The sequence below is a fragment of the Erwinia papayae genome (assembly GCF_058241465.1).
Genome location: NZ_JBZCHT010000009.1, coordinates 881,096 through 894,822, shown reverse-complemented (window position 1 = coordinate 894,822; position 13,727 = coordinate 881,096). Strand labels below are relative to the sequence as shown.

Below are 13,727 nucleotides of genomic sequence, written 5' to 3'. Positions count from 1 at the left end.
GGCAGGTCAGGAGCACTGAGTCATTGATGACGCTGTGGCAGTTATCATTGATTCACTGGAACTGAATTAAAAATAACCATAAGGATGAGGTCGGAAAATGTCCGGATACAATGCGGTTGTTTCATCGCAACCCGAAGGTTGGAGCGATAAAACTGTGGCCAGTCAGATCCAGCCATCACACAGTTTTAAGCTGGCAGATGCGTTATTGCTGGGGCAGTTTGTTCGTGATCATGCCGCAGAATTTGGTGTGCCGGTGGTGTTCAGCATGGTGGATGCGCAGGGGACCCAGCGCCACTTTTTTAGCATGGACCATGCCATGCTGATAAGTCATCAGTTGGCGTACCAGAAAGCCTGGACGGCAGCGTCATTGAGAATGACAACAGAAAAGCTGGGCCAGCAGGTTCAACCTGATATGGAGCTGGCGGGCTTACAATATACGCCGGGCATATGTTGTATCGGTGGCGGCTTGCCTTTCTGGTCAGGCGGGCAGCTGTTGGGCGCAGTCGGCGTTAGTGGCGGAAGAGTGGATCAGGATATCGCGATTGCCCGTTTTGCGCTGGCTCAGTTCAGCCGCACGCGCTATCCGCTTGAATATTCTCACCATTACAAGGAGTTGACATGTGTCCAGGCACAGCGAGGTTGATTATTAACGGCGGCCCATCTTCATTTATGGTCTTTTACCGTTATGCCGACCTTGCCAGCAAAACAGTCAGGTGATGGTATCTGAAATCTTTGGCAGCTGACCGTAACTATCACCACACTGGCCATATCTGATGAGAGGGCCGCAGTGACAGAAGCGATGTGCATAATCGGCGATTGAACAATTCAGCTGTGACCGATGGTCACACCGATTATTTAGGAGGTTACTTCATGTTAGAACAAGGATTTTCTGAACCGACCCGTCGCGTGGTCAGACTGAAGAATGCGATCCTTCAGGCAAAGCCCTGCGTGGAAGCAGAAAGAGCGATGCTGGTGACCCGGGCTTATCAGCAAAATGAACACCTTCCTGCCATTATGCGCAGAGCAAAAGCGGTGGAGAAACTCTTCCTTGAACTGCCGGTTACGATTCGTCCTGACGAGCTGATTGTCGGAGCGGTGACAGTCAATCCTCGATCGACAGAAATTTGTCCCGAATTTTCTTATGAATGGGTCGAAAAAGAGTTTGAAACCATGCAACATCGCCTGGCCGATCCTTTTGTTATTTCGTCACAAACCGCGCAGGATCTTCATCAGGCTTTTAAATACTGGCCGGGTAAAACCACCTGTGCTCTGGCTGAATCACTGATGTCACAGGGGACTAAAGAGAGCATGGCGAGTGGAGTTTTTAGCCCGGGCAATTACCTGTTTGGTGGCGTCGGCCATGTCTGTGTTGATTACGGCAAGATACTGAAAAAAGGCTTTCGCGGCATCATTGAAGAAGTCAACGATGCACTGGCACGACTTGATCGCAGTGAACCCGGTTATATACGCAAAGAGCAGTTTTATCAGGCGGTCATTATCAGTTATCAGGCAGCAATTCTTTTTGCTCACCGCTATGCGGATGAAGCTCTCCGGATAGCCACCAGGGAGAAAGAACCGCAGCGTAAGCGGGAACTGGAGCAGATAGCAGAAAACTGTAAGCGTGTACCGGAACATGGGGCTGAGAATTTCTGGCAAGCCTGTCAGGCTTTCTGGTTTATTCAAAGTATGTTGCAAATTGAATCCAGCGGTCACTCTGTCTCGCCAGGGCGTTTCGATCAATACATGTATCCATACCTGAAAGCCGATAAAACCATCCTGCCTGAATTTGCACAGGAACTGGTTGATTGCTGCTGGATTAAACTCAACGACATCAATAAAACCCGGGATGAAGTGTCTGCACAAGCTTTTGCTGGTTATGCCGTCTTTCAGAATCTTTGTGTTGGCGGTCAGACCTCTGATGGCCAGGATGCCACCAACGCGCTCAGCTATATGTGCATGGAGGCAACGGCTCACGTGCGGCTGCCACAGCCCTCCTTTTCTGTTCGTGTATGGCAGGGCTCGCCGGATGCCTTTCTCTATCGGGCATGTGAGCTGGTACGCCTGGGTATGGGTGTACCCGCTATGTATAACGATGAAGTGATTATTCCGGCGTTGCAAAACAGAGGGGTGACACTGGCTGATGCACGGGACTACTGCATCATTGGTTGTGTGGAGCCACAGGTCCCTCACCGCACGGAGGGATGGCACGATGCTGCCTTTTTCAATGTTGCCAGGGTACTGGAAATTACCCTTAATAATGGCCGGGCAGGCAACCACCAGTTGGGTCCGGTTAGCGGTGAAATGACTGATTTCACCAGCATTGAAGACTTCTATCGCGCGTTCCGTCAGCAGATGGCGCACTTCGTTCATCAACTTGTTGAAGCCTGCAATGCTATTGATATGGCACATGCGGAACGCTGCCCACTGCCATTCCTTTCGGCACTGGTGGATGATTGTATTGGACGTGGTAAATCCTTACAGGAGGGGGGCGCCGTATATAACTTTACCGGGCCACAGGCTTTTGGCATTGCTGATACCGGAGATTCAGTTTATGCCTTGCAAAAGCAGGTGTTCGAAGAGGGCAGAATCACCCTTGCGGAATTAAGAAATGCGCTTGAAGTCAACTTTGACCATCACCCTGACCCGGAGCGACAGCCGTCTTCCGCGTCGCAGCTGTGGGTCGGAGATAACAACAGGTTTACAGAAACCCGTCGCATTCTGGAAAGTACGCCCTGTTTTGGTAATGACATTGATGAAGTGGATTTGGTGGCACGTCGCTGTGCGCTGATTTATTGCCAGGAAGTTGAGCGCTACGGTAATCCTCGTGGGGGGACATTTCAGGCTGGGATTTATCCTGTCTCGGCTAATGTATTGTTTGGAAAAGACGTCGGAGCATTACCTGATGGCCGTCTGGCCGGAGAACCACTGGCTGACGGGGTTTCACCTCGTCAGGGCAAAGATACCCTTGGGCCCACTGCGGCGGCAAACTCTGTTGCCAAACTTGATCACTTCATCGCGTCGAATGGCACCCTGTATAACCAGAAATTTCTGCCGTCATCACTGGCTGGCGAGAAGGGCCTGCGTAATTTCAGTGCGATGGTGCGAAGCTATTTTGACAAAAAGGGAATGCATGTTCAGTTTAACGTCATCGATCGTGAAACTTTGCTGGCGGCCCAGAAGGATCCCCGGCAGCACCAGGATCTTGTTGTGCGGGTAGCAGGTTACAGCGCACAGTTTGTCGTTCTCGCCAAAGAAGTTCAGGACGACATTATCAGCCGTACTGAGCAACACTTCTGAGTCCGGGCGGGCCGTATTCTGCAATATGGCCCTCTGCTGACTGCATCATTGTATTACGGAAGTCTGATGGAAAAAGTGGATTATCAGGCAGAAGGGATTCTGTTCAATATTCAACGCTATTCCCTGCACGACGGGCCGGGTATTCGTACAATTGCTTTTTTTAAAGGATGTCCACTCGCCTGTAAATGGTGCAGTAATCCTGAATCACAGTCCCCACGGCCGGAATTAATATATAAGAACAACAACTGCATTCGCTGTGGCAGGTGTGTCGCAGCCTGTGAACAGCAGGCAATTGAGATAAATAATCGCTATTTTGTCGATCGTGAGCGGTGTATTCAGTGTGCTAAATGCACAGAGGTGTGTCCTGTGGGCGCGCTTGAGATGAAAGGCCGTCGCATCACCGTCGCAGAAGTGATTCTTCAACTGCAAAAAGACGAAAACCTGTATCGTCGTTCAGATGGGGGAATCACTTTGTCAGGGGGCGAGCCGCTGGCACAACCTGTGTTTGCCAGAGAGTTGCTGAAGGCCTGCAAGCAGAGAGGCTGGCATACGGCGATTGAAACGACCGGTCTGACGACGCCCAAAATCATCGACGACATTTTCCCATGGGTTGACCTGGCGCTGACCGACATCAAAGCAATCAATCCTGTGGTACACCGGCATAATACCGGCGTTGATAATCGCCACATTATGGAGAATCTAATCCGTATCTCGTCGATTACTCAGGCTGTCGTACGCATCCCGGTTATTCCCGGCGTCAATGATAATCAGCAAGAGATGCAGCGTATCGCCGGGTTTGCGCGGTCAATGTCAAACGTCACCAGCGTTCATTTATTGCCTTACCACAATTTTGGTGAAAATAAATATGACCTCCTTGGCCGTGATTATCTCCTCAGCGGATATAGCAACGTAAGTCCTGAAAAAATAGCATCACTTCAGGAAACTATTTTTTCATCAGGTTTTGAGTGCCTGATCGGCGGTTAGCACCGGAAAGTTTTTTATATTTTTTAACCGATGGTGAAGGCGGGGTAAGGTAATTTCCTGTCGTCCGGTGTCGGCAGCTGGCTGGCCGTCAACACTCAAAAAATTACGTTCTGATTCATATTACTGAGAGCTGGTTTGTGTTGAAGATAATAATGTCCGTATTAACTGCAAAACAAGTTTTTTGACAAAATCACATCATTAAAAAACGCACCGGCCCAAAGGGCTTTTACTGAGCATAATATCCCATCAGGACACAAGAAGCTCAGCCTGTGGCGGGGCTATTGCATCAGAATGGTCAACATCCAGCCTTGATGTACACCAATTTTCTATATCCATACTGGCCTGTATATATCACTTTGACCGCGTGGTGATGAATTATCCGGTCGTAAATGAAGAACTTTTGTTCTTCTGGTTAATTTAATAAGCATCAAAAACTGGCTCTTTCATAAATTACCAACATTTCTTCGATAGTCAGAGGGTGCCATGCCGGTTTCTTTTTTAAAAATACGACAAAAATAATTCGAATCATGCCAGGATAATTCAAGGGCGATGGTGTTGACCTTGAGGTCACTGTATTGCAACAATGACTTGGCAACGCTAATTTTTCGGTGAGTAATATAATTCGACAGGGCCGTGCCCGTAATTTTTTTTAATTTACGACTCAGATAACATGAGCTGACAAAAGATTTTGCGGCAATTTCGTCGAGGGATATATTATTCAGAATATTTCTTTCTATGTGAAATTTTGCTCTGGAAATAAAATCCATTTTCATTTCCGTATGCCGCAAAATATATTCAAATAGTTCTGCGCTGATATCAATCAGTGTGGTGATAATATAAAAAAATAGCTGCGATTCAGTCCGTGAGTATTCAGGAAATTTATTATGACCTCGATTTTATTACGGCAACCACTCAAGCATTCACTCTGTAATTCAGGCCTTTTTTTTATTATATTTAACATTTCGGTTAGTCTGTTTGTATATGGAAAGGGCCCCTTCTGGCAGGTTTTAAATCCATCAATAAGATTAAAAATAAAATGATGCCACTGTGTATAATCACATGTCTCGAACATTGTACTGATTTTCTTTGTAAGTGCTTTTCTGAAAACAATGTCATGATAATTGATACACAAATTTTTCAGAACAGAATCGATTATCAGTTTTTTCTTCACTGGTTTAAGAAGATAATCATCCACTTTAAGACTTAACATGTACCGGATGGTATGAAAGTCATCATTGGCAGTAACAACAATGATTTTGGTTTCTGAATCCTTTTGTCTGAGATACTCTACAATCTGACAGCCATTTGGCACAGAGATATTTATATCAATCAGTACTATATCTATACAAGATAGCCGATCGATTAACATCATTGCGCTTTCTCCTGTACCTGCTTCATAAATCCGTATATTTTCCGGACATTTTGAAAGTATACTTTTAAGTGATTTCGACTCGACTGGTTCGTTTTCGATAATAACGACACTGTACATACCTTTCCTCCATGTTAAAGGGATGATGCCAGAAGGGTGAAATATCATAATTCTGTCTACATTGTATTCAGGGGTAAAATTACGTCATAAACACCAGCTAAAGCCTGATTTCATTATCAACCAGTCTGTCTCAGACTGACTTACAGGGTACCCGTATCATGGTCGATAAACCATTCAGCACGATCATATTTTTCCGGTTTTATTCTGAAAACATGATACATATGGTTGCTAATCAACATATTATTTAATTATACATTACATCCCAAATGCCAGCGGGCGCCACTTAGAATAATATAAACTTTATCATTCATAATGAAATGAGGTATTGAAGCGTTTCAGAACAGCCCTTGCAAAATAACTAAAAACTGAAACAATGCTTGTTGGTTGTTATAAGTAATGTTCATCCACTTTTAATTTACCATTTAATTTTTATTGCATGATTAAACTGTTACTGATTTGACATAAAAATTCAACTATTGATATTTTTTCATCAGTCATGCAATAAGTATGTTCTTATTTTTACTTTTGTTATATTTCATGAAAAAATTAAAAATATCAGTTAAGTTATGAAAAATATTTAAACCAATCGTTAAGTGATTATTAAAAATTAGTGGGTGAGGAAAAATACAGCACAATCCCGTTTCAGTGTGTCAGTTGTTTTATATTTTGATAAATTAGATATTTTCGGGCTTGTTGAATTTCTCATATTCTATTCTTGATTGACCAGGTGCCTGTCAAAATCAATATCAGACAGGAAGATATTTATAACCTGAAATTATGATTTAACTTAACGCCTGCTGAAATTGCCCTGACATTGAACCATAAAGAAAACGTTGAATCAGTTGCATGAAATTTTAATTATCAGGAAATAAGCATGCACGATATTTGTGACCAATATCAGCAAAATTTACTGAATTTTGCCATATTTTCCTTTTTCTGGTCAGCCAGCTTAAGGTGGCAATAGCCGCTTACTTCGTAGACTGCAAAATCTAATCACCTGCGAAGGAAGTCAATAATGAATCAGGCAATTGTATCAGGCATTCTCTGGCATCTGGTGGGTGCCGCAAGTGCAGCATGTTTTTATGCCCCCTTTAAAAAAGTTCGTCACTGGTCATGGGAAACAATGTGGTCGATTGGCGGAATCATGTCGTGGATCCTGTTACCCTGGCTGATAAGTAGCATCCTGCTACCAAATGTCTGGCAATATTACAGCGCTTTTTCCGTAACGCAGCTGATGCCAGTATTTCTTTTTGGCGCGATGTGGGGCATCGGCAATATCAACTATGGCCTGACCATGCGCTACCTGGGCATGTCTCTGGGTATTGGGACGTCGATAGGCGTGACGCTGGTGGTTGGCACCTTGATGACACCGCTACTTCAGGGGCGTTTTACTGACCTGTTCAGTTCGGCAGGTGGAGAGCTGACACTCACCGGAATAATGGTTGCATTGGCTGGAGTCGCTATTGTTTCACGAGCGGGACAGCTGAAAGAGCGGGCAATGGGAACAACTACCGAGGAGTTCAGTCTCAAAAAGGGACTGCTGCTGGCGGTGATGTGCGGCGTATTTTCGGCTGGCATGTCGTTTGCTATGAATGCGGCTAAACCTATGCATGAGGCTGCTGCGGCACTGGGAATTGATCCACTTTATACGGCACTGCCCAGTTATGTGGTGATTATGGCAGGCGGTGCGGTAGTCAATCTGGGTTATTGTTTTTTTCGTCTTGCCACCGCTTCAAATTTGTCAGTAAAAGCCGATTTTTCATTAACAAAATCGCTGCTAATCAGTAATTTGCTGCTGTCTTTAACAGGGGGCACCCTTTGGTATTTGCAGTTTTTTTTCTATGCATGGGGGCACGCCCGCATCCCGGCACAGTATGACTTTATCAGCTGGATGTTGCATATGAGTTTCTATGTGCTGTGCGGTGGTGTGGTGGGACTGATCCTCAAAGAGTGGAAAAACGTCGGGCGTCGTCCGGTTTGTCTGCTTTGCGGCGGGTGTCTGGTAATTATTCTTGCGGCGAATATTGTTGGAGCAGGGATGATGTCGTGAAGGCAGACGCTATATCATGATGGCATCATTTTGACGCGTCGGGCATGATGTTGAAACTGCTGACGAAAAGCCGTTGGCGTCATGCCGGTTTCGCGGGTAAATACCACCGAAAAGTAGTTACTGTCGTCAAAGCCACAATTTGCCGCAACTTCACCAATCAAAAGCTCGCTGCTTCGTAGCAAAAACTTTGCTTTGCACAGTTTAAGCTGCCGTATGTACTGCGCAGGCATCATGCCGGTCTGTTGACGAAAGAGCTGTTTAAGGGCGCGCTCTGACAGTTGGTGCTGTTCGCAGAAAGCACCCAAATCAAAATTATCGCCAATCTGTCCCTGTATTGCCGACATCAGTAAATCCAGCTGTTCCCCTTCGGGCAGTTGCCACGCACAATCTGCTTTATAGCGGTGACGTTGCAAAATCAGCACCAGTTGTAAAAAGAGTGTTTCCGATAACTGACGTGAGAGTTGATCGCTTTTATGACACTCCTGTGAGAGTTGCAGGATCACCCCCCGCGCAAGGGCCATTCCTCGCGTTGTCAGACGCCAGGCTGCCTCATGCTGTGGCAGAAACTGCTGCAAATCCAGACCCGGACAGAATCGTTCAGGACAGTAAATAACATTGTCGAGAACCAGATTATTAACTGACTCATAGCTGTGGCAATCATCCGGTCCGACATAGAACAGATCGCCACAGGTAATCAACCACGGATGCTCATTCATCACGTGAAGACCATTACCACGCCAGACGAGGACCAGTTCGCTAAATTCATGCAGGTGCGGGGGAAAAGAGGGCTGTGGACTACGGTCAGCAACCACCACAGGCATCAGTTCTGAAGGAAAATAGTCGGCTTTAGCCAGACGAAGGGGCACGTCCAAAGTTCACCTCACAGGTCATTTTGCCTGATGGTACGCGGAGAGGTGCCAAACTCACGTTTAAAAAGTGTGGAAAAGTGATTACTGTCACCAAATCCGCAGTGAAAGGCGATGTCCGTGATACGCATTTCACTGTGTCGTAGCAGATGCCTGGCCTGTAACAGCCGCAGGCGATTCAAATAACGCTGTGGCGTGCTGCCGGTTTGCTGTTTAAGCTGCCGATGCAGTGTTCTGAGCGAAAGTGAGAATTGCTCTGCCAGCATCTCCCAGTCGATTTCCTCGTGAAAATGATCGGCCAGCCAGTCCAGTAAACCATGCATCCTGTCATACTGATCGCCACCCTGTTGTTCACTGCATCCCCGACGCAACAGTAGCAACAGCTGCATAAAGCGCATCTCCTGTTCGGCCTGAGTCTCAACGCAAAGCGGCAGGCGATCTTTTTTCATTTCATTTATCAGTTGCCTGGTCTGCCCCAGCACTTTGCTGTTGATACGCCAGTGAGAAGGGTAATTCCCATTACACTCCTGTGGCAGCAGATGTTGAAAGCCCGCGACAAATCGAAAAGCTTCCGGTCCCCGATACAGAACGTTGGTCAGCACCAGCTGCTCGGTCTGCTCATACATATGACGGTCATGATTGCGTACAAAGCAGATACAACCGCCACACAGCGGTTTTGGCTCGCCGTTGAAAATATGCACGCCGGCACCTTGCTCAACGATAACGATTTCATGGAAATCATCATGATAATGCTCCGGAAAGGCGCTTTGAGGCGCACGGGGTTCAATCGCGACCGGGAATCCGCCGTCGGGGAAAAAATCCACGCTGTGTAACACCGTCATGATGTTTCCTCTCTCAATTTCAATCGGGAAATTTTACTGCCAGAGCTCTCTTTCCACCTTGAATTTTCGACATAAAACGGTTGTCGGCTGGCGAATTATTCAAGAACACCCGGCGTAAAATTCGAAAATTGCGCGTGGCATCACATCCCATAACGTCGTGATTCAAAAATAAAAGTGTGAGCTGATTCACTCTTACCTTTGTTGTGTTGCCAGCAGGAGGCGTTGTCTGGCAGTAGAGGGAAGGTAGTAAACAGGCTGGCTTTTACACTGTCGTCATTGAACTGACAGGAAGCCAATACCATGAGCATACGAAATTGTGTTGCCATCGACCTGGGCGCGTCCAGCGGTCGCGTCATGTTGGCCCGCTTTGATTCACATAACGGAGAACTTGCGTTACAGGAAATAGCCAGGACGAAAAATCGCCTTGTCACGCTGAGTGATTTTCAGTGCTGGGACATAGACGCGCTGGAAAAGTTTATTTTTGACGCGCTACATACTCTCGAACCGGACGGCATCCATGCGGACAGCATTGGAATTGATACCTGGGGAGTGGATTTTATTCTGTTGGATAAACAGGGTAAGCGTATCGGCCTGCCGGTGGCGTATCGAGATGACAGAACTCATGGTATTCAGGAACAGGCCTGCTGTGAACTGGGGCGTGAAACCATCTATAAACGTACCGGCATTCAGTTTCTTCCTTTCAACACGCTTTATCAGCTACGAGCATTGTCGGAAAGCAAAGCAGCGTGGCTGAAAGACGTTCGCCACGCGTTGCTGATCCCCGATTACTTTCACTACAAACTGACCGGTGAGATGAACTGGGAATACACCAACGCCACAACCACTCAATTGCTGAATATCAACAGTGGTGAATGGGATACGACGCTGATGCAGTGGGCGGGGGTGAATCCGGACTGGTTTGGCAAACCTTCACTGCCTGGTAATCAGCCAGGGTGCTGGCAGAGCGCATCCGGGGAAGAAGTGCCTGTTGTCGCCGTAGCTACGCATGACACCGCCAGTGCCGTTCTGGCGGCCCCCCTGACCAACCATGATTCAGCATGGTTAAGCTCAGGCACCTGGTCGCTGATGGGGTTTGAAAGCCTGGAACCCTATAACAACGACGCCGCGCTGATGTTGAACATCACCAATGAGGGCGGGGCAGAGGGGCGTTATCGGGTGTTGAAAAACATCATGGGACTGTGGCTGTTGCAGCGTGTTTGCAGCGAACTGTCAATTGAGGATTTGGACTCCCTGATTGCTGAAGCCAGGGTACATACGGCCTGTCGTGCATTAATTAATCCAAACGATCCTCGTTTTATCAATCCTGCCAGCATGGTTTGTGAAATTCAGAATGCATGCGTGGAGCGGGGGATGCCGCAACCCACCAGTCCGGCGGCACTGGCCAGATGTATCTTCGACAGTCTGGCTCTTTTTTATCGCCAGGTGTTGCAGGAGCTGGAACAGGTACGCGGTGCACCGTTCAGGCAATTGCACATTGTTGGCGGCGGTTGCCAGAACCCGCTACTCAACCAGCTATGCGCTGATGCTTGTGGTATTCCGGTGCTGGCCGGGCCGGTTGAAGCCTCGACGCTGGGCAATGTTGGCTGCCAGTTAATTGCCTGTGGTGAGGTGCGCGATGTGACGCACTTTCGCCAGCTGATCAAACAAAATTTTCCGTTAAAAACTTATACCCCACAGGTCAGTGATGTCTGGCGGCGTAGTTGGCCACTTTTTCAGTCACTGACAGACACGGCTAAGGAGCTATGTATATGACCCGAGCAATCGAACAGGCGTTCGAGTTGGCAAAACAGCGTTTTGCAGAGATCGGTATTGATGTTAACGCCGCTATGGCCCAGCTGGATAAAATACCGGTATCCATGCATTGCTGGCAGGGTGATGACGTGCGTGGGTTTGAGAATCCGCAGGGATCGCTGACCGGAGGAATTCAGGCCACCGGCAATTATCCGGGAAAAGCCCGTAATGCCACAGAGTTGCGGGCGGATGTGGATAAGGCCATGTCGCTGATCCCGGGCGCAAAAAGGCTGAATCTGCATGCTATCTATCTGGAAAGCGACAAACCCGTTGAGCGGAGTGATATCCGACCGGAGCATTTCGCGCAGTGGGTTGAATGGGCCAAAGCAAATCAGGTGGGCCTGGATTTCAATCCATCCTGTTTTTCGCATCCGATGAGTGAGAGTGGTTTTACCCTCTCCAGTGCCGACAGGGAAGTGCGTCAGTTCTGGATTGAACATTGTAAAGCCAGCCGGCGGGTTTCGGCCTGGTTCGGTGAGCAGACAGGAACACCATCGGTCATGAATATCTGGGTACCGGATGGTATGAAAGATCTGACCGTTGATCGCTTCGCGCCACGCGAACGTCTGATGAATTCTCTTGATGAGGTAATCAGTGAAAAACTGAACCCGGCCCAGCACATTGATGCGGTGGAGAGCAAACTGTTTGGTATTGGGGCGGAAAGTTACACCGTGGGGTCGAATGAATTTTGCCTCGGCTACGCTGCCAGCCGCCAGACGGCACTGACACTGGATGCCGGACATTTCCATCCAACTGAAGTGATTTCAGACAAAATTTCTACCGCCATGCTTTATGTACCGCGCCTGTTGTTACACGTCAGTCGTCCGGTCAGGTGGGACAGCGACCATGTGGTGTTACTGGATGATGAGACTCAGGCGATTGCCAGCGAAATTGTCCGCCAGAAATTATTCGATAAGGTGCATATCGGCCTGGATTTCTTTGATGCCTCAATTAATCGTATCGCGGCGTGGGTGATAGGCACGCGTAATACGAAAAAAGCACTGCTACGGGCGTTGCTGGAACCTGTTGACCGATTAAAAAAACTGGAACTGGAAGGAGATTACACCTCTCGCCTGGCATTGCTGGAAGAGCAGAAATGCCTGCCCTGGCAGGCGGTTTGGGAGACTTACTGTCTGCGTCACGATGTTCCGGCGGATGCCAGCTGGCTTGGTGAGGTACGTCATTATGAACAACACATTCTCAGTAAACGCTAAGGGTCTATTATGCAACACATTCTGACTTCCTGGTTTGTCCAGGGAATGGTCAAAGCTACCAGTGATATGTGGCTTAAAGGGTGGGATGAACGCAACGGCGGCAATGTCAGTCTGCGCCTGCTTGAAGAGGAGGTAAAACCCTTCGCACAGGACTTTTACCAGCAGCCTCGCAATATCGAGCTGAGCCAGCCTGCACCTGCTCTCGCTGGCTGCTGGTTCCTGGTCACCGGTTCCGGCAAATTTTTCCGTAATGTTCAGTTGGATCCTGCCGACAGTCTGGTGCTGCTGCGTGTCAGCGAAGATGGTCGTGCCTACAGTATTTACTGGGGGTTAACCAATGGTGGTTTGCCGACTTCTGAACTGGCTTCACATTTCCAGTCACACGCCATACGAATGAAAGTCAGCAATGGCATTGATCGGGTGATTATGCACTGTCATGCGACTAACTTTATGTCACTAAGCTATGTGACAGAGCTGGATTCTGCCGTCTTTACGCGCTTGTTGTGGGAAGGAAGTACAGAGTGCCTGGTGGTGTTTCCTGACGGGGTGGGGATCGTGCCCTGGATGGTACCGGGTACTGACGGTATTGGTGATGCCACGGCAGAAAAAATGGCTTCACACAGCCTGGTCATGTGGCCTTTCCACGGTATCTTCGGCGCAGGTCCTACGCTGGATGAGACTTTTGGCCTGATCGATACCGCTGAGAAGTCTTCAGAAGTTGTGGTGAAAGTGCTGTCGATGGGTGGCATGAGACAAAGTATTTCGACAAAAGAACTCATAGCCCTGGGTGAGCGTTTCAACGTAAAACCCTGGCAGGCAGCGCTGGACGCCAGGCATCCCTATGTTGCGTAAAGCCTTCGTGATGCAGATTCATGCCGACAGGCATCAGGAATACCAGCGCCGACATAATCCCATCTGGCCGGAACTGGCCGGGACGTTAAAAAAACACGGAGCGCATCATTACAGTATCTTTCTTGATGCGTCACGTAATTTGCTGTTTGGCGTGGTGGATATCGAGTCGGAGGAACGCTGGAACGCGGTGGCGCAAACCGAGGTCTGCCAGCGGTGGTGGCGCTCAATGTGTGAGCTGATGCCATCGAATGCCGACTGTAGCCCGGTCAGTAATGAATTGTTTTCTGTGTTTTATCTTGAGTAGTAAAAAGGGCGGTTTGC

At 48.1% G+C, this 13,727-nt stretch carries 12 protein-coding genes; 8 read left to right on the top strand and 4 right to left on the bottom strand.

Annotation, left to right across the window (positions count from 1 at the left end):
- The first annotated feature begins 97 nt into the window (after positions 1 to 97).
- The 3 genes from AC3RPL_RS08930 to AC3RPL_RS08920 all read left to right on the top strand — a co-directional run bounded on the left by AC3RPL_RS08930 (position 98) and on the right by AC3RPL_RS08920 (position 4,281).
- Entirely contained in the window at positions 98 to 643 is a 546-nt protein-coding gene (locus tag AC3RPL_RS08930) for a GlcG/HbpS family heme-binding protein (RefSeq protein WP_490739715.1), read from the top strand.
- A 227-nt stretch (positions 644 to 870) separates the two neighbouring features.
- Positions 871 to 3,297, top strand: coding sequence for a glycyl radical protein (locus AC3RPL_RS08925; protein ID WP_490739714.1), 2,427 nt, complete (start codon positions 871 to 873; stop codon positions 3,295 to 3,297).
- Between the two features lie 66 nt (positions 3,298 to 3,363).
- Positions 3,364 to 4,281 (top strand): glycyl-radical enzyme activating protein, encoded by a 918-nt coding sequence (locus AC3RPL_RS08920; RefSeq protein ID WP_490739713.1) that lies wholly within the window; start codon positions 3,364 to 3,366, stop codon positions 4,279 to 4,281.
- 443 nt (positions 4,282 to 4,724) lie between these two features.
- Here AC3RPL_RS08920 and AC3RPL_RS08915 read toward each other — a convergent pair whose 3' ends face one another.
- Positions 4,725 to 5,048: a helix-turn-helix domain-containing protein gene (locus AC3RPL_RS08915; protein WP_490739712.1), complete on the bottom strand. Its 324-nt coding sequence runs from the start codon at positions 5,046 to 5,048 to the stop codon at positions 4,725 to 4,727.
- A gap of 53 nt (positions 5,049 to 5,101) precedes the next feature.
- Positions 5,102 to 5,770 carry a response regulator gene (locus tag AC3RPL_RS08910; RefSeq protein ID WP_490739711.1) on the bottom strand — a complete coding sequence of 223 codons (669 nt, stop codon included), beginning with the start codon at positions 5,768 to 5,770 and terminating at the stop codon, positions 5,102 to 5,104.
- Positions 5,771 to 6,785: 1,015 nt separating this feature from the next.
- On the opposite strand from AC3RPL_RS08910, the gene rhaT reads away from it, so the two are divergent.
- Positions 6,786 to 7,820 carry an L-rhamnose/proton symporter RhaT gene (gene rhaT, locus AC3RPL_RS08905; protein WP_490739710.1) on the top strand — a complete coding sequence of 345 codons (1,035 nt, stop codon included), beginning with the start codon at positions 6,786 to 6,788 and terminating at the stop codon, positions 7,818 to 7,820.
- A gap of 14 nt (positions 7,821 to 7,834) precedes the next feature.
- Here rhaT and rhaR read toward each other — a convergent pair whose 3' ends face one another.
- Together rhaR and rhaS are read right to left on the bottom strand one after the other, a co-directional pair.
- The gene (gene rhaR / locus AC3RPL_RS08900; protein WP_490739709.1) at positions 7,835 to 8,692 is read right to left on the bottom strand and encodes an HTH-type transcriptional activator RhaR; all 858 of its coding nucleotides are present in this window, start codon (positions 8,690 to 8,692) and stop codon (positions 7,835 to 7,837) included.
- Positions 8,693 to 8,700: 8 nt separating this feature from the next.
- On the bottom strand, positions 8,701 to 9,528 hold the full coding sequence (gene rhaS / locus AC3RPL_RS08895) for an HTH-type transcriptional activator RhaS (RefSeq protein WP_490739708.1): 828 nt from the start codon (positions 9,526 to 9,528) through the stop codon (positions 8,701 to 8,703).
- 300 nt (positions 9,529 to 9,828) lie between these two features.
- On the opposite strand from rhaS, the gene rhaB reads away from it, so the two are divergent.
- Genes rhaB through rhaM form a run of 4 tightly spaced genes read left to right on the top strand, consistent with a single transcriptional unit; the run spans position 9,829 to position 13,710 of the window.
- Positions 9,829 to 11,301, top strand: coding sequence for a rhamnulokinase (gene rhaB / locus AC3RPL_RS08890; RefSeq protein WP_490739707.1), 1,473 nt, complete (start codon positions 9,829 to 9,831; stop codon positions 11,299 to 11,301).
- Positions 11,298 to 12,554 (top strand): L-rhamnose isomerase, encoded by a 1,257-nt coding sequence (locus AC3RPL_RS08885; RefSeq protein WP_490739706.1) that lies wholly within the window; start codon positions 11,298 to 11,300, stop codon positions 12,552 to 12,554. The genes rhaB and AC3RPL_RS08885 overlap by 4 nt, the downstream gene beginning before the upstream one ends.
- Positions 12,555 to 12,563: 9 nt before the next feature.
- The gene (gene rhaD, locus AC3RPL_RS08880; RefSeq protein ID WP_490739705.1) at positions 12,564 to 13,406 is read left to right on the top strand and encodes a rhamnulose-1-phosphate aldolase; all 843 of its coding nucleotides are present in this window, start codon (positions 12,564 to 12,566) and stop codon (positions 13,404 to 13,406) included.
- A complete protein-coding gene (rhaM, locus tag AC3RPL_RS08875; RefSeq protein ID WP_490739704.1) occupies positions 13,396 to 13,710 on the top strand; it encodes an L-rhamnose mutarotase in 315 nt (104 codons plus the stop codon). The genes rhaD and rhaM overlap by 11 nt, the downstream gene beginning before the upstream one ends.
- Positions 13,711 to 13,727: the final 17 nt, after the last annotated feature.